The sequence below is a fragment of the Dyella sp. SG562 genome (assembly GCF_011759495.1).
Taxonomy (GTDB): Bacteria; Pseudomonadota; Gammaproteobacteria; order Xanthomonadales; family Rhodanobacteraceae; genus Dyella_D; species Dyella_D marensis.
The window spans coordinates 22,697-44,599 of record NZ_JAAOYS010000011.1 but is presented as its reverse complement, the minus strand read 5'-3'; the positions used below and the strand labels follow the sequence as shown (position 1 = coordinate 44,599).

Sequence of the window (21,903 nt, the reverse complement as noted above, 5' to 3'; positions counted from 1 at the left end):
CGCATGCCTGCCGCCATCCCACTCGCCTGGACCAAGCGCGGACTGGTCTTTGACGTGGCGCGCCAGGGCGTCGGCGGCTGGATGCGCCATTCGGCGCTGACGCCCACGCCGTGGCGGCTCGACGAGGAGCGCATCCGCGTCTATGCGGGCTTTCGCGACGATGCCGGCGTCAGCCGGCTCGGCTATGTCGACCTGGCGGCGGCAGAGCCCACGCGCGTGCTCGGCGTCAGCGCCAGGCCGGCGCTGGATGTCGGCCGCGGCGGCTGCTTCGACGACAACGGCATGATCCTGGGCGACGTGGTGGATGCACCCGGCGGGCTGCATCTGTTCTACGTGGGCTTCCAGCAAGTGGCCAAGGCCAAGTTCCTCGCCTTCAGCGGACTGGCGCTGTCCACCGACGGCGGGCAGCGCTTCCAGCGCGTGCAGGAGACGCCGATCCTGGACCGCGCGCCGCGCCGCAGCACCATCGCCGCCATCCACAGCGCGCATTACGAGCAAGGCCTGTGGCGCCTGTGGTACGCGGTAGGCGACGACTGGGAATCGATCGGTGGCCGGCCGTTTCCGCGCTATCACATCTGCTGCACCGAGACGCGCGACCTCAGCGCCATCCCGCGCGGCGACCGCATCTGCCTGCTGCCCCGCGGCGACGAATACCGCATCGGGCGGCCGCGGGTCTACCGGCTCGGCGGCGGCTACGTCATGTACTTCACCTGGGGCGACCGCGCGGGGCGCTATCAGCCCGGCGTGGCGTTCAGCGACGACGGCGTGCATTGGGAACGTCACGACGAGGCGCTGGGCATCGCGCCGTCCCGCGACGGCTGGGATGCGCGCGCGCTGAGCTATCCGGCGCTGCTGCGCCACGGCAGCAAGCTGCTGATGTTCTACAACGGTAACGACATGGGCATGGCCGGCTTCGGCCTGGCCGAGGCTACGTTCGAAGGCAAGGCGGACCAGGCCGTCGCGGAGGGCGCGCATGCTTTCGGTTAAGCCTTACACGCCCGCCGACGCCGCGGCCTGGGATGCGCTGGTGGCGCGTTCGCGCAACGGCAACCTGCTGCACCGGCGCGGCTACATGGACTATCACGCCGATCGCTTCGCCGACGCCTCGCTGCTGATCGAGAAGGACGGCGAACCGGTCGCCGTGCTGCCGGCCAACCGCGACGGCGAGCAGGTCAGCAGCCATGGCGGGCTGACCTATGCGGGGCTGATCAGCTCGCGGGCGCTGCGTGCCGAGGCGGCGCTGGAAGCATTCGAAAAGATCGCCGGGCACTACCGCGCCCTGGGTGCGAAGCGGCTGCTCTACAAGGCCGTGCCGCATGTATTCCATGCCTATCCCGCGGAAGAAGATCTCTATGCGCTGCATCGCCTGGGCGCCCGGCTGGTGCGGCGCGACCTGTCTTCGGTAATCGCATTGCGCGAGCCGTTCGAATTCACCGACGAGCGCCGCCGTGCGGTGGCCAAGGCACGCAAGGCCGGGCTGAGTGTGCGTACCGGCGGCGATCTCGCACCCTTCCACGCGCTGCTGACGGACGTACTGGCCAGGCACGAAGCCACGCCGGTCCATTCGCTGGCCGAGCTGCGCCTGCTGCAGGGCCGTTTCCCGCAGCAGATCGTGCTGCACGAAGTGGCGGACGAACACGAAGTGCTGGCCGCCGCGCTCGTCTACGACCTCGGCCCCGCGGCGCACACCCAATACCTGGCCGCCTCCGAAGCCGGCCGCCAGCGCCATGCGCTGAGCCTGCTGCTGGCCGAACTGATCGAGCACAGCTATGCGCACAAGCGCCACTTCAGCTTCGGCATCTCCACCGAGCAGGCCGGGCGCGTGCTGAACGCCGGGCTGGTCGCGCAGAAGGAGCGCTTCGGCGCGCGCGCCGCGGTGCACGATTGCTACGAATGGGAGTTCGCATGAGCGTCCCGTTCTTCGACCTGCAGGCGGTCAACGCGCGCTACGCCGAGGCGCTGAAAGCCGCGGCCGCGCGCGTGATCGACTCGGGCTGGTACATCCTCGGCGCGGAGCTGGAAGCGTTCGAGCGCGAGTTCGCCGACTACTGCGGCGTGCGCCATGCGCTGGGCGTGGGCAACGGGCTGGATGCGCTGGCGCTGATCCTGCGTGCTTACCGCGGCCTGGGTGCGCTGCGCGAGGGCGACGAGGTGATCGTGCCCGCCAACACCTTTATCGCCACCTTCCTGGCGGTGAGCCAGAGCGGGCTGGTGCCGGTGCCGGTGGAGCCGGATCCGCTGACCTTCAATCTCGATCCGGCCCAGGTGGAGCAGGCGATCGGGCCGCGCACGCGCGCCATCATCGCGGTGCATCTGTATGGGCAGCTGGCCGAGATGCCGGCGCTGGCCGCCTTGGCGCGCCGCCGCGGACTGCTGCTGATCGAGGATGCCGCGCAGGCGCATGGCGCATCGCTCGATGGTTGCAAGGCCGGTGCCTTCGGCGATGCGGCGGCCTTCAGCTTTTTCCCGACCAAGAACCTCGGCGCGCTCGGCGACGGCGGCGCGGTCACCACCAGCGACGATGCGCTGGCGCGCCGTGTCGCGGCCTTGCGCAACTACGGCTCGGAAACCAAGTATCAGCACCAGTTCCAGGGCGTGAATTCGCGCCTGGACGAAATGCAGGCCGCGCTGCTGCGGGTGAAGCTGGCGCATCTGGACGAAGAGATCCTGCTCCGCCGCCGCATCGCGCGGCGCTATTGCGAAGGCATCGACAACCCGGCCATCGCGTTGCCCCCGGTGGCGCGCGAGGAAGGCCACGTCTGGCATCTGTTCGTGGTGCGCAGCCGGCGGCGCGATGCCTTGCAGCGCCATCTGCAGGCGCACGGCATCCACACCCAGGTGCATTACCCGGTGCCGGCGCATCGCCAGCCCGCCTATGCGCAATGGCATCGCCTGCAGCTGCCGGTGGCCGAGCGGCTGCATGCGGAAGTGCTGAGCCTGCCGCTGAATCCGGCGCTGGACGACGCGGCGGTGGAACGCGTGATCGCCGCCTGCCGCAGCTTCAAGGGCAGCGCATGAGCATCGCCCGCGCCGGCCTGTACAGCGCCATCGGCACCGCCGCGCGCCTGCTCGCGGGCCTGGTGGTGGTGAAGCTGGTGGCGTGGGCGGCCGGGCCGGACGGCGTCGGCAAGCTCGGCCAGTTCATGAGCCTGATGTCGCTGCTGGCGGTGCTGGCCGGCGGCGGGATCAGCGCGGCCATCGTCAAATACGTGGCCGAGTACCGCGACGATCCGGAACGCCTGGCGCGCCTGCTGCGCGCGGCGCTGGGCTATGCGCTGTGCGCGGCCATTCTGATGGGCCTGGCTGCCTTGCTGTTCAGCCGGCAGCTCGCGCTGTGGCTGCTGGACGATGCGCGCTACGAAGGCCTGCTGCGGGTGCTGGCATTCGCGCAGGTCGGCATTGCGGTAAGCAACTATCTGCTGGCGGTGATCAACGGCTTCATGGACGTGCGCCGGCTGGTGTTCATCCAGGTGGTGGGTTCGGCGCTGAGCATCCTGCTGGCGGCGTGGCTGTCGTGGCAGCAGGGCCTGTACGGCGCGCTGCTGGCGCTGGTGCTGGGCCAGCTGCTGTGGCTGGCGATCGGCCTGCCGGCGTGGTGGCGCAGCCCGGATTTCCGCCCCGGCATGCTGCGCGCCGGCTACGACCGCGACATGATCGTGCGGCTGGCCACGTTCTCGCTGATGACGCTCAGTTCCGCGCTGTGCGCGCCGCTGATCAATATCGCGGTGCGCGACCATCTGGCCGCGCAGTTCGGCTGGGAGCAGGTGGGCTACTGGCAGGCGGTGACGCGGGTGTCGGACGCCTACCTGCTGTTTCTCACCACCGCGATCAACGTCTATTACCTGCCCAGGCTGGCCGCGGTGCGCGAGCGCGAGGAGCTGAAGCGCGAGCTGGGCCAGGCCTGGCGCCAGCTGCTGCCGGCCGCGGCGACGCTGGCCCTGCTGGTGTACGTGGCGCGCGAATGGGTGACGCGCGCGCTGTTCACCGCCGACTTCGCCGCCGCCAATGCGCTGTACGGGCCGCAGCTGATCGGCGACGTGATCAAGATCGCCTCGTTCGTGCTGTCGTACCTGATGCTGGCCAAGGCCATGACCGGCCTGTTCGTGCTGTCGGAATTCGTCTTCGCCGCCAGCTACCTGGCCCTGGTCTTCGTATTTACCCGCTGGTATGGGCTGCCCGGCGCCGTGTACGCGTTCGCGGTGAACTACCTGTTCTATCTCGCCTTCAATCTGCTGGTGGCGCGCCGCTACCTGAGGAGCTTGTAGCCATGGGCAGCGAATGGCCGCTGGTGTCGGTGCTGATTCCCGCGCACAACCACGAGCGCTTCGTACTGCGCTGCCTGGACAGCGTGCTGGAGGATCCCTACCGGGCGAAGGAAGTGGTGATCATCGACGACGGTTCGATCGACGGCACGCCGGGCAAGATCGCGCAGTGGATCGCGCGGCACGAAAGCACGCTGCCGATCGTCTACCGGCGCCGCGAAAACCGCGGCGTGGCGGCCACGCTCAACGAGCTGGCTTCGCTGGCGCGCGGCGACTTCCTCAAGCTCGGCGCCAGCGATGATTTCCTGTTGCCCGGCGGCCTGGAGGCGCAGGTGCGCTATCTGCAGGCGCATCCGCGCAAATGGGCGGTGGTGGGCGATTCGGTGGTGGTCGACTGCTATGGCAACCGCGTGCACGAAAGCGGCATGCGCAGCCTGCACCATGCCGACAAGCGCCAGTACGCCACCGACGACGGCATCCGCCGCGCGGTGATCCGCCACTGGGCGATCGGCGGCCCGGTGGCGCTGCTGCGGCGTAGCGTGCCTGGCGCGATCTCGGGCTGGACGGAAGAACTGCGCATCGACGATTGGGATTTCTTCCTGCGCCTGGTCGCGCGCGATGCGCTGGGCTTTATCGACCGGCCGGTCTGCGCCTATCGCCTGCACGATGCCAACCTGAGCAAGACCCGCCACGTCGCCACGCGCGTGGCCAACCTGGCCGAGTCGCGGCGGGTGGCGCTGCGCCGTGTGGAACTGTTCGACGGGCCGGACCGCCAGCTGCTGAAGGCGCAGGCGCATTTCATCGGCGCCAAGATCGCCTTCCTGCAGCGCCGCCCGCTGCGGCTGGCCTGGCGCATGGCCGCCTGCCTGGCCCTGCGCGGCCTGGCGAAGCTGCGCTTGCCGTCGGCGCATCCGCAGGCGGAACGGGCATGAAAGCCCTGTTGCGCCGTCCCTCCACGTATCTGGGCCTGCCGATGCTGCTGGCCTGCGGGGCGACGCTGCTCACGTACGACCTGCCGGAAGGCTATCTCGACGGCGTGCTGCTGCTGATCGCCGGCGCGGTGGCGATGCTGGCGCTGGATGCCCTGAGCGGCGTGCGCCTGCCGCCGTTCGAGCGCTTCGCGCTGCGCGAGTACGCGGGCACGCGCGAGGCCATGGTCGCCTTCGCGTTCTGCGCGCTGGTGGCGGTGTTCTGCCTGCTGGACCTGGCGCTGTTTCCGATTCCGCTGCTGGATAAACCTTCCGCCTATGCACAGATGGAAGGCGGCCGCGAACATATCCGGCATCTTTCCGCGTGGTGCTGGGTGCTGCCGCCGGTGGGGCTGCTGTGCGTGCGCCATCGCGGCCTGCGCTATGCGATGGTGCTGGCGGGCATCGTGTTTCCGATCCTGGTGATCGACCGCAACCGCATCTTCGCCAGCCTGTTCTCGGTGGCCCTGGTGCTGGTGCTGCGGCGCAAGGGCGGGCTGCGCCTGCCGTGGCCGGCGGTGCTGTTGCTGGGCCTGGTGGGCGCGGTGCTGTTCGCGGTGCTGGGCATCCTGCGTTCGGGGCCGCTGGAGGGCGTGACCCTGCCGTTCGGCGCGCTGTACCGCGAAGCGCCGCCTGGCGTGAAATGGCTGCTGCTGTATCTCACCGCGGGGCCGTACAACTTCGCCTCGATGCTGGCCAAGCAGTATCACAACGCGGATTTCCTGCTGAACCAGGTGGTGCCGCTGCGCGGTTCCATCGTCACCGCCGGCACCGGCATTCCGCTGGATTCGCCGACGATCAATGTCGGCACCGAGTATTTCCCGTTCCTGCTCGCGCTGGGTCCCGCCGGGGCAGTGGCGGCGATGCTGGGGCTGTACGCGATGCTGGTGTGGAGCGCGCGGCGGCTGTGCGCGTCCACCTCGCTGTTCTCGCTGCTGATCTTCCTGCGCATGGCCTATGTCGCCGCGATGGCGCCGTTCGCGCCGCAGGCCTACACCTTCATGAGCGCGGGTTTCATCGCGCTGTGCCTGCTGATGCAGCTGTTCGCCGCCTGGCTGCCGCGCCGGCCGCCGTCTTCCTTCTCCTTGTCCCGAGTCGACCACCATGCACCATGACGAAATCTACCTGATCGATCTGTGGCGCCTGCTCACCCGCCAGTGGCGCGGTTTCGCCGTGGCGCTGCTGGCCGTGGTGGCGCTGGCCGTCGCCTACGCGTTCCTGGCCAAGCCGCGCTACGAAGCCACCGCCTGGGTGCAGGTGGGCCAGGTCGGCACCGCGCCGGCGGGGCAGGATCCGCGGCCGGAACCGTTCCAGCGCGTGCTCGATCGCCTGCAGACGCGCTCGTTCCAGGACGAGGTGACACAGAGCGCGGGGCTGGCGGCGAATTCGCCCGAAGCCCGCGGATATCGCGCGAGCCTGAAGGCCGAGCCGTCGTTCTATGCCGGCCTGATCAAGCTCAGCGTGCGCGCGGCTTCCCCGGAACAGGCCAGGCGCCTGGTGCTGGCGACGGTCGAGCGCCTGCAGGCCATCCACGGCCAGCTGCTGGCCGAGCCCCTGGCGCAGGCGCGGGCGCGCCTGGACGAAGTGCAGGCCGACCTGCGCACGGCGACCGCCGAACGCGATGGCCTGCAGCAGGCAGCCGGCAAGGATGGCGTGGCCGGGCAGGGCAATGCCGTGGCCGCCGGCCTGCTGCTGGCGAACAAGGACACCGAGGTGCGCGAGCTGCGCAACGCGCGCAGCGACCTGGCCGCGCGGATGAGCGCCAACTACACCTTCGCCACTTCGATGCCGTGGCCGATCTACCAGCCGGACCACCCGGTGGCGCCGAACCGCGTGCTGATCCTGGGCGTGGGCCTGCTCGGCGGCCTGGGCCTGGGCCTGTTCGTGGCGGTGGCGCTGGATGCGCGGCGGCGCGTGGCGCAACCGATGCGCGGCTGAAGAGCACTTACGAAGAAGACGCAGGTTGGGGTGAGCTAAAGGCGAACCCCAACGTGGCGAAGCGTACGAAGGCACCGATGTTAGGGTTCGCCTTCGGCTCACCCCAACCTACGCCGGACTCTGGCCAGGATCGAAGTGGAGAACCAACGTTGGAAATGAGCAGTCCGCACGAACTGGAACCGGCCGCCCTCGACCACGCGCGCCTGCTCGACACCCAGCGCGCGTTCGACAGCGTGGCCGCCGACTACGACGGCCCGCGCGGCAACAACGAATTGATCCAGCGCATGCGGCTGACCCTGTGGGACACCGTGCAGCGCTTGTTCGCGCCGGGCTCGCGGCTGGTGGACCTGGGCTGCGGCACCGGCATCGATGCGGTGGAATTCGGCCAGCGCGGTTTCCGCGTGCTGGCCACCGACTGGTCGCCGCGCATGGTCGAGCGCACGCGCGACCGCGCCGCTGCCGCGGGCATGGAAGGCGACGTGCGCGCCGCGCATATCGGGGTGCAGGAGCTGGCGCGCATCGGCAGCGGTACCGGCGATCTGTTCGAAGGCCCCTTCGACGGGATGTATTCCAACTTCGGCCCGCTCAATTGCGCGCTGGACCTGCCCGCGGTCGCCGCCGAATGCGCGCGCCTGGTGCGCCCCGGCGGTTATCTGGTGTTCTCGGTGATCGGCCGGATCTGCCCGTGGGAGATCGCGCACTACGTGCGGCGCGGCCGCTTCCGCCGCGCGGCCGTGCGCGCCGCGCGCGGCGCCACCGCGGTGGGCATGAACTACCACACCATCTGGACCCGCTATTACCTGCCGCGCGAGTTCTACCGCAGCTTTGCCGAAGGCTTCGCGCTGGAGGGCTATCGCGCGCTGAGCCTGTTCATGCCGCCACCGTACCTGGTGGACCGCTACCGGCGCCACCCGGCGCGCTACGAGCGGCTGGGCCTGCTCGACGATCGCTGGGGCGCGGCGCCGCTGCTGCGCGACATGGGCGATCACTTCCTGATCGTGATGCGCCGGCGCTGAGCGTGGACGCGATCCTGCACGGCGGGACGGTGGTGAGCGAGGACGGCACCTCGCGCCTGCCGCTGGCGATCCGCGACGGGCGCGTGGCCGAAGCGCAACCAGTGCGCGGTTTTTCGCTCGATCTGCGCGGACACATGGTGTTCCCGGGGCTGGTCAACGCGCACGAGCATCTGCACGTCAATGCCGTGCCGCCGTTGCCGCGGCGACAGCCGTTTCCCAACAGCTACGCCTGGATCGAAGCGTTCCAGGCGCATTTCCGCGCGCCGGAAGTGGCGGCCGCGCTGCAGTTGCCGAAGGACCTGCGCCTGCGCCACGGCGCACTGAAGAACCTGCTGGCCGGCGTGACCTGCGTGGCGCACCACGATCCCTGGCACGAAGCACTGGATGCGCCAGATTTCCCGGTGGCGCTGTTGCGCGGCCATGGCTGGGCCTATGCGCTGGGCTGGGCTTACGGCCCGCCGGTGCGCGAGAGCTTCGATGCCACGCCGGCCGGTTCGCCGTGGCTGATCCATCTGGCCGAAGGCACGGACGATGTAGCGCGAGCCGAGCTCGCACAACTCGAGCAACTGGGTTGCCTCGATGCACGCACCGTGCTGGCGCACGGCGTCGGCCTCGGCGAGCAGGACATCGCCAAGGTGATCGCCAGCGGCGCCGCGGTGGTGTGGTGTCCGGCCAGCAATCTCACCTTGCTCGGCCGCACGCTCGATCCGCGCAAGCTGCAGGCGGCCGGCCGCCTCGCGCTGGGCAGCGATTCGCGCCTGAGCGGCGCGCGCGACCTGCTCGAAGAACTCTGCGTGGCCGCGGTGGTGGGCGGCCTGCACAGCAACGCACTGCTGGCGATGGCCACGCATCAGGGCGCCGATGTGCTGCGCATGCCCGAACATGGGCGCCTCGTTCCCGGTGCGCCCGCCGACATGGTGATCGTGGCCGATGCCGGCGGCGCGATGGCCGACAGCCTGGTCGGCCTCAGCCGCGCCGACTTGCGCGCGGTGGTGCGCGGCGGCGTGCCGCGCATCGCCGATCCGGATTTCGCCGGCTGGTTCGACGCAGCGGGCGTGGAGGCGGTGCCGGTGATGCTCGATGGCCGGCCCAAGCTGCTGGCGAAGGAACTGGCGGATCCGGCGCTGCTGGCACTGGAGCCAGGACTGGCGTTCGCCGCAGCCGGCGCGGCTTCGTTGCTGGCGGGAGCGCAGGCATGACCCGCCCCGTCATCCTCGAACCCGAAGCCGCGTACGCGCTGTGGGCCGCCAGCTACCCGGCCTTTGCGCACAACCCGGTGATGCAGGCCGAGGAGCGAGCCATGCTCGCGCTGCTGCCCACCGACCTGCGCGAGCAGGCGGTGCTCGATGCCGGCTGCGGCAGCGGCCGCTATCTGCGCCATGCCGCGCGCCGCGGCGCCACGCGCCTGACTGGCGTGGATCTCTCCTTGCCGATGCTCGAACGCGCCTGCGGCGAGCTGGCCGATCTGCGTCCGGATACCGAACTGACCCTGCTGCGCGGCAGCGTGGTGGAGCTGCCGGTGGAGGATGCCCGCGCCGACCTCACCATCAGCGGCCTGGTGCTCGGCCATATCGACGACCTGCCGCGCGCGCTGGCCGAACTGCGCCGCGCGACGAAACCCGGCGGCAGCCTGCTGTGCAGCGATTTCCATCCCACCGGCCATGCGCTGGGCTGGCTGCGCGATTTCAAGGCCGGCGGCGAACGCTACGCCGTACGGCACACGCCGCATCTGTACAGCCACTGGCACCGCGCCTGCGCGGCGCTGGACCTGGCGATCGAGGAGGTGCGCGAACCCATGCTCGATCCCGCCGATATTCCCGCCAACGCGCGTTTCGATCCCATCGCCCTGGACGTGCCGGTGGCGCTGGTGTTCCGCCTGCGCCGGCACGGGTGACGACTGCCATGCCCCATACCCTGCTGATCAACCCGACCATTACCGCGCGCTCCAGCGCACGCTTTCCGCTGGCCCTGCTGAACCTGGCCGCCGCGCTGGACCGGCGCGGCAGCAGCCGCATCGTCGACGGCAATGTCGACCGCGATTTCATCCGCACCACCTTGCAGGCGCTGGACCGGGGCGGCGTGGACGCGGTGGGCCTGAGCGTGATGGGCGGGCCGCAGCTGGCACCGTCGATCGAGCTTTCCAAGGCGATCCGCGAGCGCCACCCGCAGGTGCCGATCGTATGGGGCGGCTATTTCCCCACGCTGTACACCGATACCGCGCTGGCCGCGCCTTACGTGGATTACGCGATCCGCGCGCAGGGCGAGCAGACCATGGCCGAGCTGGTCGCGGCGCTGGGCGGGCAGGGCGAGATGGCCAAGGTGGCCGGCTTGTCGTGGAAGCGCGGCGACGAGCACGTGCACAACCCGAACCGCCACTTCGTGCCCGGCGATCCCTCGGTGCAGTTGCCGTACGACAAGCTCGGCGATCCGCGGCAGTACCTGGCCCGCACCTTCCTCGGCCGCCGCACCGCCGGCCACCAGGCCGCGCTGGGCTGCCGCTTCCGCTGCACCTTCTGCGGCGTCAACGCCATGTTCGGCGGCGCCACCGCGCTGCCGGCGGTGCAGCGGCTGGAGCGGGACCTGAAGTATCTGAAGTACGAGCTTGGCGCCGATTCCGTGCAGTTCTTCGACCACAACTTCTTCGACCGCGAAGTGGAGATGATCCCGCTGCTGGAAGTGATGGCGAAGCTGGAAATGCCGTGGTGGTGCTATGCGCGCGCCGATGCGCTGCTGAATCTTTCCGAGAGCACCTGGAAGCTGGTGCGCAAGAGCCGCCTGAAGATGGCCTATATCGGCGCCGAATCGCCCAGCGGCAAGATGCTCAAGGAAATCCGCAAGGGCACGCGGCCGGACCAGACGCTGGAAGTGGCCGAGCTGTGCCGGCGCAACGGGGTGATTCCGGAGCTCTCCTTCATGGTGGCGCCGCCGGTGGATACCGAAGAAGAAACCGAGCACACCTTCGAGTTCATCCGCGAGCTGAAGCGGATCAACCCCGCTTCGGAAATCATCGTCTACGTCTATACGCCGCTGCCGGAAAGCGCCAAGCACGAGAGCGACCGCGGCAAGCGCGCCTCGATGCCGCTGCTGGATCTCAACGGCGAGCCGGTGGTGTTCCCCTCGACGCCGGAAGAATGGGCGCAGCCGCAGTGGGTGGACTATGCCTGCCACGCCGATGCGCCCTGGCTGACCGACAAGATGCGCAAGCGCATCCACGATTTCGTTACCGTGCTGCGCTGCCGCTATCCCACCGTGCAGGACATGCGCACGCCGCGCTGGGCGAAACACGGCTTGCGCACCATGGCCTCGTGGCGCTACCGCTATCGCCGCTACGACCAGCCGTGGGAACTGAACCTGGCCAACCGCTGGGTCAAGCTGCGCCTGCCGCAGGTGTCGAGCCTGTAGGCCCCGCGTGCATATCGCCCAGCTCAACCTGGTGCCGGCGCCGCCGCAGATCGAACCCGGCGACCTGCCGGTGCATTGGCACACGCTGGCGGATGTCGCCGATGCGGTGGCTTTGGCGGGCGTGCGCGTGTCGGTGATCCAGAATGCGGCACGCGAGGCGGCATTCGTGCGCGCAGGCGTCGAGTACCGCTTTCTGCCGCTGGACGGCAAGGACGGTCCGCGGCGTCTTGCCGCTGCGCTGGTGGGTGCCGGCGCCGGACTGGCGCACGTGCACGGCCTGGATTTCGCGCCGCAGGCGCATGCCTTGTCGAAGCGCCTGCCGTGGCTGCCGATCCTGCTGCAGGACCATGCCAACCGTCCGCCCGGCTGGTGGCGGCGCGCGCCGTGGCGGCGCTGGTACGCGGCGGCCGCCGGCGTGGCGTTTACCGCGCCGGCGCTGGCGGCGCCGTTCGTCGAGGCAAAGCTTTTCCGGCCCGGAACACGGGTGTTCGCGATCCCCGAATCCAGTTGCCGCTTTACGCCGGGCGACCGCGCCCAGGCGCGCTACGCCACGGGCCTGCATGGCTATCCCTGCGTGCTGTGGGTGGGGCATCTGGCGGCGGGCAAGGATCCCCTGGCGGTACTCGACGGCGTGGCGCTGGCCGCGCGGCGCCTGCCGGATCTGCAACTGTGGTGCGCCTACGGCAACGCGCCGATGCTGGAGGCCGTGCAGGCGCGCATCGCGCGCGATCCCTGGCTGGCCGGGCGCGTGCATCTGCTGGGGCGGGTGCCGCACGAGAAGGTCGAGCTGCTGCAGCGCGCGGCGGATATCTTCGTCGCCGGCTCGCGCGCGGAAAGCTGCGGCTACGCGGCGCTGGAGGCGATGGCCTGCGGCGCGGTGCCGGTGCTGACCGATATTCCCTCGTTCCGCGCCTTGAGCGGCGATGGCCGCCTCGGCCGCCTGTGGCCTTGCGGCGATACCGGACGCCTGGCGGATGCGCTGGTGGCGATGGCTACGGCCGGCCCCACGCGCGCCGAGGTGCGCGCGCATTTCGACGCCGAGCTGTCGTTCGCGGCGGTGGGGCGGCGCTGGGCCGAGGCTTATGCCGCCTTGCTGGCCGGACGCCCCCGCGCGGCGGCGTGGGAGGCGGCATGAAGCTCGCGCTGGTCTTGCCGGGCGGCGTGGACCGCGGCGGCGAGGAGCGGGTGATTCCGGCGTTTCTGGCCTTGATCGGGCAGCTGGCGCGGCGGCATGAGGTGCATGTGTTCGTGCTGCGGCAGGAGCCGGAGCCTGCGACATGGATGCTGCGTGGTGCGACGGTCCACAACATCGGCGATGGCAGGCAGCGTTCGCGGGCGATCGCGGCGATCCTGGCCGAGCACCGGCGCGGGGCCTTCGATGCGGTGCAGGCGATTTTCTCCGGCACCTGCAGCCTGGTGGCGATCGCGGCGGCGAAGCTGATGCGCCGCCCTGGCCTGGTGCATATCGCCGGTGGCGAATTGATCGCCTTGCCCGCGATCCGGTATGGCGGGCGGCAGCGATGGGTGAGCCGCGCGCGCGAGGCGGTGACCTTGCGCGCCGCGGCGGCGGTGACGGCGGCGAGTGCGCCGGTCCTGGCATCGCTGCAGGCTTTGGGTATCGAGGCGCAGCGTTTGCCGCTGGGCGTGGATCTGGCGGCGTGGCCGCCGTTGCCGCCGCGGCGGCGAGCCTCGGGGCCGGCGCGGCTGCTGCATGTGGCGAGCCTCAACCGGGTGAAGGATCAGCCGACCTTGCTGCGTGCCTTGGCCGCGCTCGCCGCGCAAGGCGTGGCATTCCAGATGGACATCGTCGGCGTCGACACGCTCGATGGCGAGATGCAGCGGCTCCGGCACGCGCTCGATCTGGACGCGCAGGTGCGCTTTCTCGGCTTCAAGACGCAGCGCGAACTGCGGCCGTTGATGGAAGCGGCCGACCTGCTGGTGATGTCGTCGCTGCACGAGGCCGGGCCGCTGGTGTTGCTGGAGGCGGCGGTGGCCGGCGTGCCGACGGTCGGGACGGCAGTGGGCCACCTGGCCGAGTGGTCTCCGGCGGCGGCGCTGGCGGTGCCGGTGGGGGATCATGCGGCGCTGGCCGGCGCGGTGCGGCAGGTGCTGGAGGATGAGGAACTGCGCCTGCGGCTGGCGCACGAGGCACAGCGGCGGGCGATGGATGAGGATGCGGTTTATACGGCGGAGCGGTTCGAGGCTTTGTATCAAAGCTTGTTGAAGCCCACCTAATCGAACTCTTCGCCCCTCCGGGGAGAAGATGCCGGCAGGCAGATGAGGGGCGGGTGCTCGCGGCAGCGCTTCTACGGAGCGAGGAAAAGCTCTCGAGCTCGAGATGACCGTCAGCTCATCGCTCCGCCCGGCCCCTCACCCCGACCCTCTCCCCGGAGGGGAGAGGGGGCAGATAGGTGGGGCGAGTTTCATCTTGCGCTTTGCGTTTCACTCCTGCGCCTCAAGCGCGGCGCGCACCACATACAACGTATCCATCCGCGGCACCGACCCCGCCAGCCGCCGCAGCAAGCGCCGCGCCTGCGAGCGCGTCGCCCACGCCTGTCCCTGCAGCCACAACTGCGTCCGCGCCATATCCTGCCGCTCCTGCCGGCTCTCCTCGTCCGGCACGAAGCGATGCCGCAGATAGCGCAGCGCTTCGCCCGGCGTGCGCGACCACTCGATCCCGGGCAAGGCCTGCAGCCACAGGTCCGAACATGACACCCGCGTCAGCGTCTGCCGCTTCGCCGCGGCGCGCAGCCATGGCGGACAGCCGCGCCGCAGGCGCGCCAGCACCGCCGCCGGCACCGCATTGCGGTAATAGCGCGCCACCAGCCGCAGCGGCGGCAAGGCCCACCAAGGGTTGCCGGCGGACCACAGCACTTCCCAGTCCGCCAGCGTCATCCGCGTGGCCAGCAGCGAGATGTCGTTGAGGTGCAGCAGGCGCAAGGTGCGGCTGCAGATATTGCCGGCCGCATGCAGCAGCAGATGCGCCATCAGCGCGCCGTTCGATGGATAAGGATTCAGTCCCGGCCGCGGACCCGGCGGAAACACCATCGGCGTGATGTCCACGATCGAGGCCGGCAGCCGCTCGTGGATACGTGTATGCAGCTCGATATTCACCGCGGTGTCGCGATGCTCGCCCAGTCCCGCCACCGCGCCGCCCGCGGCGGGCTTGAACGCGCGGTGCTTCCACTGCGCGAAGGCTTCCGTGTAGCCCAGCCCGCACAGCAGTGCCGCCGCCCGGTCCGCGTCGCCGGCGCGCACCAGCAGGTCGATGTCGGCCATCGGGCGGTCACCCGGCGCATACAGCCCGAGACCGTGCAGGGCCGCCCCCTTGAGAGCGAGGACAGGCAGGCCGGCGGCGCGGAAAGAAGCATCGATGCGCCGCAGCAGCGCTTCGATGCGTACATGGCGCTGCGCCACGTGCTGGCGCTGGCGGTCCAGGAAACGGCGCCACTCCACCCGCTGCCAGGTCGAGAAGCGATGCAGCAGCGGCGCCACGCCGTGCGCGACGGCAGCTGCGGTGGCGAGCCGCCATTCCAGTTCGCTCCACGCCGGCAGCACGCCGCCGGGGCGCACCAGGGCCAGTTCCTCGGCCAAGGCCTCGGTGGCGCGGCGCAGGCCGGCGCGCACCTGCTTCAGCGGAGGCAGCGGTGCGGGCGTGGGCGTGCGGAAGCGTCCGGTGGGGAAGGCGAGCACGGGCATTTCAGGCGCTGGCCGTGCGGCCGGCGGGCAGGGCCAGGTCGTGCGCGGGCGTGGCGTCGGCGCGGCGGTACTGGCGTTCCTCGGCCATCAGCGCGTCCCAGCGTGCGTCGAGTCCGGCCAGCGCCCGCGCGTCCTGCGAGGGATGGTTGCGCGGCTGCGCTTTCTGCAGCACCACCTGTTCGTGCAGCAGGTCGCGCACGCGCCGATAGAACTCCGAGTCGTAGGCGCCGCGGAACATCATCGCCAGGTCGCCGCTGTCCTGCCAATGCGTCTTGCGCCCGAGCTGGGCCTTCACCTGCTCGTAGAACTTGGTGCCGGGCAGCGGGTAGGACACGCTCACGCCGATATCGTCCGGCGCGGCGCGTTCGATCAGCGCGCGCGTCGCCTTCAAGTCTTCCAATTGCTCGCCCAGATAACCCAGCTGCACGAAGAAGCCCACGCGGATGCCGTACTGGCGGAAGCGGTCGCGCGCGCTGTGCAGCTCGGCGATCGTGGTGCCCTTGTTCATGCGGTCGAGCACTGCCTGGCTGCCGCTTTCGGCGCCGATCCACGCCTCGGCGCAGCCGGCCTGCGCCAGCGCCGCGACCATGCGGTCGCTGGACAGGTCCGCGCGGGTCTGGATGGTGAACGGCACCGAGCCGTCCGCGTCCCGCAGATGCTCGGCGAACTGGGTGACCCAGTCGACGTGGAAGCCGAAGATGTCGTCCGCCATCCAGATATGGTCCGGCGCGTAGGCGCGCTTGAGGTAGATCATTTCCTCGGCGACGTCGCGCGGGCCGCGCTGCTTGTAGTGGTTGCCCCAGATCGGCTTGGCGCACCAGTGGCAGCGGAACGGGCAGCCGCGCGAAGCGGCCATGTTCAGGCTGAAATAGCCGTGCCGCTCCTGCCACAGCGCGCGATAGCGCTCGATGTCCACCAGGTCCCAGGCCGGATGCCCGCCCAGGCGCGGATCCGGCGGCTGCGCGCCGATGCGGGTCAGGCGCTGCTGGCCCTGCGACAGCGTGGCCACGCCGGCGAGGTCCGCGGTCCACGGCGCGATATCCATCCGCAGGTCGTCGTTGAGCCGGCCGATCAGGTCGAGCAGCGCGGCGATGCCTTCGCCCACCAGCACCGCCTCGGCGCCGGCGGCGAGAAACGCTTCCGGGTGGTCCGAAGCATCGGAGCCGGCGACGATCACGCGCGCACCGTGCGCGCGCGCCTCGCCGATCATCTGGCAGGCTGCTTCGCGCATCCGGTTCAGGCACATCTTGGTGAGGTAATTGAAGTTGTCCTCGTAGATGACCACCACGTCCGGCGCCGCGGCGGCGAGCGAGCCGGCGTAGTCCTCCACGCCTTCGGCCAGCATGGCGTCGAACAGGCTCACCTCGTGGCCCAGGTCCCACAGCAGGGAAGCCACCTGCAGGGTGGCCAGGGGCGGGTAGGGCTTGCCGCGTTCCCACTGCTTGCGGTCGTAGCGCAGGAAGTAGGAGTGGCTGACCTGGATTCTGAGCATGGAGTGGGGCCTTGTGATCGCCGGGAGCGTGCCGCGCGGGCGCGGTGTTCCGTTGTCGCTGGGCGTGAGTGCCGCGCCGCGCGGGTTCGGTTGCGAGCGGCGCCCGCAGCCGGGCGTGGCGCGCGACAAGGCAACTTTCCGGCGCCGCGGCGGCACTCACGCCAGACGCGGACCACAGCCCGCCGACGGAGTCCTTCGCTTGACCAACCTGGGCCTTGCCGCGCGCCCCGCGCCGGTCGACGACGCCGCGATCGATCCGTTCGGCGAACGGACGGCGCGGCGTTTTGCCGTGAATGCCTGCGTGCTCGGCGCGGACGTGCGGTTCGAGGCCGACGACGAGGCCTGGCTGGAGGTGATCGAGGCGGCGTATGGCGGCTTGCCGGCGCATCGCTTTCCGGCGGCAGCGCCTGCGCTGCATATCGAGCTGCGGCTGGCCGAGCCGGCCGATGCCGCCAGCCTGGACGCGCCGCCGCCGGTGCATATGCGCTCCGGTGCGGGGCTGCTGTGCGGCGTTATGGATGCGGCGCATTACGCCGCGATCGCGCCGGCGCGGCGGCAGGCGCTGGTGGTGGCTTCGCCGGCGATGCTGGCGCGGCATCCGTACCACGTGCGCTACGAGCTGCTGGAATTCGCCGTGTTCGTGCTGGCGCAGCGCGCACAGGGGCTGGTGCCGCTGCATGGCGCCTGCGTCGGGCGCGGTGGGCAGGGCGTGCTGCTGCTGGGCGAGAGCGGGGCGGGCAAGTCGACGCTGGCCTTGCACAGCCTGCTGGGTGGCCTGGATTTCCTCGCCGAGGATGCGGTGTTCGTGCATCCGGACTATCTGCGGGCGACGGGCGTGGCCAATTATCTGCATGTGACGGACGATGCGTTTCGCTTCGTCGACGACGCGGGCGTGCGCGACTGGATTCGCCGTTCGCCGACGATCCGCCGCCGCAGCGGCGTGGAGAAATATGAAGTCGATCTGCGCGGCGGCCATGGGCGGTTGGCGCCGGAGCCATTGCAACTCAAAGGCGTGGTGCTGGTGTCGGCGCGGCCGGCCGAACGCTTGTTGACGCCGCTGCCGCCCAACGAGGCGATCGCGCGGCTGGCCGCGGATCAGCCCTATGCGGCAGGCCTGCCCGGCTGGGACGAGTTCTGCCGCCGCTGCGTGCGGCTGGGCGTGTATCGCCTGGCGCGCGCGCGGCATCCCGGGGAAGCGGTGGCCGCCCTATCGGCGTGGCTGGAACGATGAGCGCGCGCAATTTCACCGACCGGCTGCTGCCCGCGGCATTCGCCGACACGCTGGAACGCCGGCACGCGTGGCAGATGGCGTTCTACGTGGTGCTGTCGGTGGCGTCCGCACTTGCCGGCAGTCTTGCCGCGGTGCTGCTGGTGCCGCTGGTCAGCCTCGGTGCGCCGGGGGCTGAAAGCGGCTTCTATCTGCATCGCGGCGTGGATGTGCAGGCGGGGGCTTTCGTTGCCGCGGCGTTTGCGCTGGCGGCGTTGCGCTGGGGGTCGTCCCTGCTGGCCGCGCGCCTGACCGGCGACTACGGCGCGGATCTGCGCCGCCGCGTGCATGGCCATCTGATCCACGCGCCGCTGGCTGCGCTGGCCGATGCGACCTCGGCCGAGATCGCCAACGTGCTCACCTACAACATCGAGATCATGATGCAGGGCTTCAGCGGCCTGCTGCAGCTGTGGGTGGCCGGCCTGACCTGCGCGATCAGCCTGGCGTTCGCGTTCTGGATCTCGCCGATGCTGATGCTGGCCGTGCCGCTGCTGGCCTTGCTGGGCGTGCTGGTGTCGCGTTCGCGCGGGCAGGAGCAGGCGCGGGTCAGCCGCAAGTACGTGGCGGACCTGACCCGGCTGTTCTGGCTGAGCGAGGATTTTCCGCGGCGCCTGCGCCATATCCGTTCGTTCGGCCGCGAGGGCGTGGAGCAGGTGGCGTATGGCGATGTCTCGCGCGAACTGGCGCGTGGCTACGAGCATCAGCAGGACATGCTGGCCTCCGGCAGGCTATGGCTGGAACTGCTCGCTGCCGCCGGCATCGCCGCGATGTTCATGCTGGCGCACCGGCTGCAGGGCGATGCGCGCGCCTCGCTGATCGCGGTAAGCCTGCTGCTGGGGCGGTTGCTGCCGTATCTGGTGTCGACGCGGCAGAGTTTCCGCCAGCTGCGCTCGGCGGTGCCGGCGTTCGAGCTGTGGCGGCGCTACGCGGGGCTGGCCGGCGATGCGGTGGCCGTGGGTGCGCCTGGGGCGTTTCCGGAAGGGGCCGTCTTGCGCATCGAGCGCGTGCGCTCGGCGGTGGCGCTGCATGGCGCGGAAGTGCGCGACATCGTGCTGGCGCCGGGCGAGCTGACCTTGATCGCCGGCGATTCGGGCGCAGGCAAGAGCAGCCTCGCCGACGTGCTGGCCGGCTTGATCGAGCCAGCCGATTTCGCCGCGAAGATCGGCGGCCGCACGCTCGATTTCGATGCCTACCGGCGCCATGCGCGGCACGCGGCCTTCGTCAGCCAGCACGTGCGGCCGTGGCAGGCAACGGTGCGCGAATGCCTGCGCTGGGCCGATCCGCAAGCCGGCGAGCAGCGCATGCACGAGGTGCTGGCGGACGTCGGGCTGGACCGGCGCCTGCGCGCGAGCGAGCAGGGCCTGGATCTCGCACTGCGTGATCGTTCCAGCCAGCTGTCGGGCGGCGAGCTGCAGCGCCTGCTGCTGGCGCAGCTGCTGCTGCGCAGGCCGTTCCTGGCGATTCTGGACGAGTCGACCGGGGCCCTGGATGCGGCGGCGGAGATCGACGTGCTGGCGATGCTGAAGCGGCGGTTGCCGCAGACAATGCTGCTGGTGATTTCGCACCGTGCCAGCGTGCGGGCTTTGGCGGACCGGTGCGTGGTGCTGGGCGGCTCGATGCCTTCGACCGTCATTCCGGCGCAGGCCGGAATCCAGTAGCGGCAACGTACGATTTTCGTACGGACGTCCAAAAGCCGCATCGTGGATGCACAAGCTCCATGAGAGGCTCTCGCTACTGGATTCCGGCCTGCGCCGGAATGACGGGCTTCAGTGTTTCTGCGCCGCCCCTGTATACGTCCCGGCGCCGGCGGTCGAACTGCGCAGATCCTCATCCCGATGATCCCGCTGCTCCACCCGCACCCGGTTCTCCACGTCCTTCACTCCGAAGCTGCGGTCCGCGCAGTCCTCGGCCAGGTGCTTCATCTGGCGCGAAGGCACCGTGCCCTCGAGCGTGACCACGCCGCCTTGCACGCTCACCTCGAGCTCGCGCGCATCGATCCGCGGGTCTTCCGACAACCGTTCGCAGACGTCTTCCCGGATGCGCTCGTCCGAGCGCTGATAGCCCTTCGGTGCCTGGCGATAGTGGCTGGGGCCGGCGCCGTAGTCGTGGCCGAACGGGTAGCGCTCGTCCATGAAGTCGGTGGGGCTGCGCGCGTACTGGCGGCGGCCGTAGTCGGCCTGGTAGTCGCGGTATTGCGGATTGTCCCAGTGCGGGCCGCCCCACGAGGCGCCTCCGGAGGGTGAACCGTAGCCCTGGCCGAAGCGTTGCCGTCCGCCTTCGTCGCCATAGTCGCGGCGCACGCCGTGCGGTCCCTGCAGGCGGCCTGCGTGGTCGGTGCCATAGCCGGCGAAACCGCGCGGATATTCGTCTTGCCAACGTTCGCGCCAGTCGGCGGGGCGGTCGCTGCCGTAGCCGCCGGTGTCGCTGGCGAAGGTGTTGCGGTAGCCGCCGTGCTGCGGGCCGGCCTCGTCCCAGGCGGGCGGCAGATAGCCTTCGTCGATGTCGCCATAGCCTTCGGCGGTGGCGGAGAGGTAGTCGCTGTGGGGGCCGTAGCGGTCGTGGTCGCGATAGCCGGGGCCGGCGCGGCGCCCTTGCGGGTTGCGGGGATCGCCGCGGCCTTCGGCGCGCCCGCCGGCTTCCCGCCACGGACCGCTGCCGGGCCCGCGCCATGTTTCGTCATACGCGCCGTAGCCGCCGCGTTGCGGCCCGGAAGGATAGGGGTGGCGATGCTTCATGACATTCTCCAGGACCGGCGCAGGCGCCGGTCGGATGGATGGCTAAAAGAGGGATGGATCAGTGCCCATTGCTGGGCGGTCCGCTACTCGGCGGCGGTTGCGTCGAGGAAGGCATTTCCTGCATCGGCGAACGCGGGGTGGCCGGACCCTGCATTTCGTCGCGGCCGGCCTTGCGCAGCTGCTGCGCCATCTGCAGATGGTCTTTCAGCACCGGCAGGGTCTGCGCGGCGAATTGCTTGACGTCGTTGTCGGTGGCGCCGGTCGAGGCCTTGGTGAACAGGGCGATGGCCTGCTGGTGGTCCTTGACCATGTCCTGCGCGTAGGTGCGGTCGAAGGCGTCGCCGTCGAGTTTCTGCAGCTTGTCCAGCTTCTGCTTGGCGGCTGCGTCCGGTTCGGGCGCGACGGTGATCTGCTTCTGGCGCGCGAGCGCGACCAGCTGTTCATTGGCCTTGGTGTGGTCGGACACGATGTGCTGGGCCAGCTGCCTGGTCTGCGGCGAGCTGGTTTTCTGCAGGGCCAGCTGCCCCAGGGCGACTTCGGCGCTGCCGGCTGCGGCGGCGCGGGTGAGAAAGGCCTGGTCGGCGGGCGAGCCTTCGCTCGCGCTGGCCGCCGGAAGGCAGGCCAGCGCGAGGAGGCTCGACGCCAGGGCCGTGAGGAACAGGCTGCGTTTAGGCATGACGCTCTCCGATCCTTCTGGGGTGGGGATGGCCGGGGCGTGCGATGGACGCTCAGGAGGGCTGGGATTCCCGCTGCGCGCGCAGGCGGCGGCCGCCGATGCGGCCGATGGCCGCCATGTGTTCGCGGTTCTCGCTGACCGCCTTGCCCCCTTTGTGGCCGGCGAGGCGTGCTTCCTCGCTGGTGAATTCGTGGGCACTGCCGCGGGCATGCGCGGTGCGTCCGCCCAGCGATGACACCTGGCGCTGACGCTGGGGGTCCATCCGCGCAAAACCGCGAAGAGGCGCTGCTTGTCCTGTCGTCTCTTTGGAAGTCATGGGCTTCTCTCTGTGTGTGGCCGAAGGGGGATCGCGCAGGCCTGCAGGCCTCGCGCGCTTTCGTCGCCGCAACATCCGTGCCATGTGCGCAATCGGCGTCGTGGCGTGCTTAGCCTGCAACGCTTGATGTTT

20 protein-coding genes are annotated in these 21,903 nt (G+C 70.2%); 15 read left to right on the top strand and 5 right to left on the bottom strand.

All coding sequences use genetic code 11. From position 1 onward, the window contains the following. Positions 1–3: 3 nt before the first annotated feature. From FHW84_RS18110 to FHW84_RS18050, 13 genes are all read left to right on the top strand, one after another. On the top strand, positions 4–987 hold the full coding sequence (locus FHW84_RS18110) for a hypothetical protein (RefSeq protein WP_167257391.1): 984 nt from the start codon (positions 4–6) through the stop codon (positions 985–987). After that, the gene (locus tag FHW84_RS18105; RefSeq protein ID WP_167257390.1) at positions 974–1,909 is read left to right on the top strand and encodes a GNAT family N-acetyltransferase; all 936 of its coding nucleotides are present in this window, start codon (positions 974–976) and stop codon (positions 1,907–1,909) included. The genes FHW84_RS18110 and FHW84_RS18105 overlap by 14 nt, the downstream gene beginning before the upstream one ends. Then, on the top strand, positions 1,906–3,018 hold the full coding sequence (locus FHW84_RS18100; protein WP_167257389.1) for a DegT/DnrJ/EryC1/StrS family aminotransferase: 1,113 nt from the start codon (positions 1,906–1,908) through the stop codon (positions 3,016–3,018). The genes FHW84_RS18105 and FHW84_RS18100 overlap by 4 nt, the downstream gene beginning before the upstream one ends. Further along, a complete protein-coding gene (locus FHW84_RS18095; RefSeq protein WP_167257388.1) occupies positions 3,015–4,265 on the top strand; it encodes an O-antigen translocase in 1,251 nt (416 codons plus the stop codon). Before FHW84_RS18100 ends, FHW84_RS18095 begins: the two co-directional genes overlap by 4 nt. Before the next feature lie 2 nt (positions 4,266–4,267). Then, on the top strand, positions 4,268–5,194 hold the full coding sequence (locus FHW84_RS18090; protein ID WP_167257387.1) for a glycosyltransferase family 2 protein: 927 nt from the start codon (positions 4,268–4,270) through the stop codon (positions 5,192–5,194). Beyond that, entirely contained in the window at positions 5,191–6,345 is a 1,155-nt protein-coding gene (locus tag FHW84_RS18085) for a hypothetical protein (RefSeq protein ID WP_167257386.1), read from the top strand. The genes FHW84_RS18090 and FHW84_RS18085 overlap by 4 nt, the downstream gene beginning before the upstream one ends. Then, positions 6,335–7,168: a Wzz/FepE/Etk N-terminal domain-containing protein gene (locus FHW84_RS18080; protein WP_167257385.1), complete on the top strand. Its 834-nt coding sequence runs from the start codon at positions 6,335–6,337 to the stop codon at positions 7,166–7,168. The genes FHW84_RS18085 and FHW84_RS18080 overlap by 11 nt, the downstream gene beginning before the upstream one ends. A gap of 155 nt (positions 7,169–7,323) precedes the next feature. Further along, positions 7,324–8,184, top strand: a complete 861-nt coding sequence (locus FHW84_RS18075; RefSeq protein ID WP_167257384.1) for a class I SAM-dependent methyltransferase — start codon at positions 7,324–7,326, stop codon at positions 8,182–8,184. Positions 8,185–8,186: 2 nt separating this feature from the next. Continuing rightward, the gene (locus FHW84_RS18070; protein ID WP_343203623.1) at positions 8,187–9,383 is read left to right on the top strand and encodes an amidohydrolase family protein; all 1,197 of its coding nucleotides are present in this window, start codon (positions 8,187–8,189) and stop codon (positions 9,381–9,383) included. Continuing rightward, complete coding sequence (locus FHW84_RS18065; RefSeq protein ID WP_167257383.1) at positions 9,380–10,078, top strand: class I SAM-dependent methyltransferase; 699 nt, start codon at positions 9,380–9,382, stop codon at positions 10,076–10,078. The genes FHW84_RS18070 and FHW84_RS18065 overlap by 4 nt, the downstream gene beginning before the upstream one ends. A gap of 8 nt (positions 10,079–10,086) precedes the next feature. Further along, positions 10,087–11,586, top strand: a complete 1,500-nt coding sequence (locus FHW84_RS18060; RefSeq protein ID WP_167257382.1) for a radical SAM protein — start codon at positions 10,087–10,089, stop codon at positions 11,584–11,586. Positions 11,587–11,593: 7 nt separating this feature from the next. Then, positions 11,594–12,721, top strand: coding sequence for a glycosyltransferase family 4 protein (locus tag FHW84_RS18055; RefSeq protein ID WP_167257381.1), 1,128 nt, complete (start codon positions 11,594–11,596; stop codon positions 12,719–12,721). Next, complete coding sequence (locus tag FHW84_RS18050) at positions 12,718–13,821, top strand: glycosyltransferase family 4 protein (protein ID WP_167257380.1); 1,104 nt, start codon at positions 12,718–12,720, stop codon at positions 13,819–13,821. Before FHW84_RS18055 ends, FHW84_RS18050 begins: the two co-directional genes overlap by 4 nt. Before the next feature lie 207 nt (positions 13,822–14,028). Here the strand turns inward: FHW84_RS18050 and FHW84_RS18045 are convergent, their stop codons facing one another. Beyond that, complete coding sequence (locus FHW84_RS18045; protein ID WP_343203622.1) at positions 14,029–15,279, bottom strand: nucleotidyltransferase family protein; 1,251 nt, start codon at positions 15,277–15,279, stop codon at positions 14,029–14,031. A gap of 7 nt (positions 15,280–15,286) precedes the next feature. Further along, positions 15,287–16,777 (bottom strand): radical SAM protein, encoded by a 1,491-nt coding sequence (locus FHW84_RS18040; RefSeq protein WP_167257378.1) that lies wholly within the window; start codon positions 16,775–16,777, stop codon positions 15,287–15,289. Positions 16,778–16,976: 199 nt separating this feature from the next. Here FHW84_RS18040 and FHW84_RS18035 point away from each other — a divergent pair, with 199 nt between their 5' ends. Then, a complete protein-coding gene (locus FHW84_RS18035; RefSeq protein WP_243868191.1) occupies positions 16,977–18,008 on the top strand; it encodes a serine kinase in 1,032 nt (343 codons plus the stop codon). Continuing rightward, positions 18,005–19,702 carry an ABC transporter ATP-binding protein gene (locus FHW84_RS18030; protein ID WP_167257377.1) on the top strand — a complete coding sequence of 566 codons (1,698 nt, stop codon included), beginning with the start codon at positions 18,005–18,007 and terminating at the stop codon, positions 19,700–19,702. Before FHW84_RS18035 ends, FHW84_RS18030 begins: the two co-directional genes overlap by 4 nt. 108 nt (positions 19,703–19,810) lie before the next feature. Here the strand turns inward: FHW84_RS18030 and FHW84_RS23115 are convergent, their stop codons facing one another. From FHW84_RS23115 to FHW84_RS18015, 3 genes are read right to left on the bottom strand one after another with little or no spacing between them, the layout of a single operon-like run. Next, positions 19,811–20,779: a BON domain-containing protein gene (locus tag FHW84_RS23115; RefSeq protein WP_208399861.1), complete on the bottom strand. Its 969-nt coding sequence runs from the start codon at positions 20,777–20,779 to the stop codon at positions 19,811–19,813. A gap of 58 nt (positions 20,780–20,837) precedes the next feature. Then, positions 20,838–21,455, bottom strand: a complete 618-nt coding sequence (locus FHW84_RS18020; RefSeq protein ID WP_167257376.1) for a DUF4142 domain-containing protein — start codon at positions 21,453–21,455, stop codon at positions 20,838–20,840. A gap of 52 nt (positions 21,456–21,507) precedes the next feature. Further along, positions 21,508–21,771 carry a stress-induced protein gene (locus FHW84_RS18015; RefSeq protein ID WP_167257375.1) on the bottom strand — a complete coding sequence of 88 codons (264 nt, stop codon included), beginning with the start codon at positions 21,769–21,771 and terminating at the stop codon, positions 21,508–21,510. Positions 21,772–21,903: the final 132 nt, after the last annotated feature.